1 protein-coding gene is annotated in these 1414 nt (G+C 40.5%); it reads left to right on the top strand.

The window, feature by feature from the left end:
• On the top strand, positions 1-1078 hold a 1078-nt coding region (locus tag F6K20_RS38480; protein WP_287298439.1), incomplete at its 5' end, for an eCIS core domain-containing protein.
• Positions 1079-1414: the final 336 nt, after the last annotated feature.

Here is a 1414-nt window from a genome sequence, read left to right as displayed (position 1 = left end):
ATCTGACCAGTTGAATCAATCTATTCAAGCTCGTGCTTTTACTACAGGTAAAGATATCTTCTTTCGGCAGGGGGAATATAACCCTGGGAGTCGAGGAGGGCAGGAATTGATTGCCCATGAATTGACCCATGTGGTGCAGCAAAACCAAGGTAAATTGCGGTCTACGATAAACTTTAAAAGTGGGATAAATATAAACGATGATGCGGGATTTGAAAAGGAAGCAAATTTGAAAGGAAAAGAGGCATTACAACATCCTGTTTCTATACTTAACACCCCTTTAACAATGTTTCCAATATCCAATTATGAGAAACCTGTGCAAAGAGCTCCTGAGGAAAAGGATGACCAAAAGAAACAATTAATTGACTGGATAGCCGATATTGTTAAAAAACAGTTGGAAACATTAAACTATAGAATCGGTGGTAGTTTCGCAGCAAAAACGGAATATGGTTTTGAGAGAACCCCACAAGATATTGATTTAGAGTTTTGGAGTTATGAAGATGCCTTAAAGGCGAAAGAGTTACTAAAGGCTTACGAAAAAACAGAAAACGAAGATGAATCGTACCCTCAATTGCTTTACTTTCTCCCTCTGGAAGAAGAAGCACCAGTGAGTGTAACAATGTTAGCGATGGGCAAGAGAGCTAAAGTAGAAAATCGCGGTTCTCTATTAACAATAGAGCTCAATAATGAAAATTACCGTCAAGGAGCCAAGGATTTCAAAAAATTACCAAATACAAGATATGAAAAGCAGCCACCTACAATGAGAAGGAACTCTTTAATAGCTGGATCCTTGGAGAGATATAGCTATAATCTAGTACTAGGTAAAGAAGACACGAAACAAGACAAAAAGTTTTTGGAGCATATGATCGGCAGTCTAACAGCCGAAGAGAAAGGGAAATTATTTCAGGAAATAATGGAAAGGTTTGATTGGGATATGATCAAAGACCCTCCCATAGCGGATCAGTATGACGAAGAAGAAGAACTGGATGAGTCTGACGAGGAAGAAGAAGTGGATCACACCCAAAGAATGGAAATAGCAAGTAAAACCCTGCAAAAATTGATAGAGAATTCCAGTAAATGAAATAAGGTCTGTCGTGATCGCTTGCCTCGTAGTGCGATCGCACTCTGTAGGGTGGGCAAATGGACATGATAACTGATCTATTGCCAAACTCTCATCATTTGCCCACCCTACCCCTGCTCTGTTGTTGCTTGAGTTAACTAGGTGACCTATGCCACGTTGGTAGGGATGTAGCGCGGTCTTGAGGTGAACCCCCTCAGTGCGATTCGGCTATATCATGATTAGGTGACGTTTGCCGAGTATTTAAGATTTAGTCAAGCTCATGGGTAATCTACGACAAAGCCAAACCAGAAAGACTCTAACTCGAGATCAGTCTCAAGTATTAGGAAGTAGAAAGCC

The sequence above is a fragment of the Moorena sp. SIO2C4 genome (assembly GCF_010672485.1).
Taxonomy (GTDB): domain Bacteria; phylum Cyanobacteriota; class Cyanobacteriia; order Cyanobacteriales; family Coleofasciculaceae; genus Moorena; species Moorena producens.
Note: the sequence above shows the minus strand (reverse complement) of the source record. Positions and strands in the feature narration are given on the sequence as shown.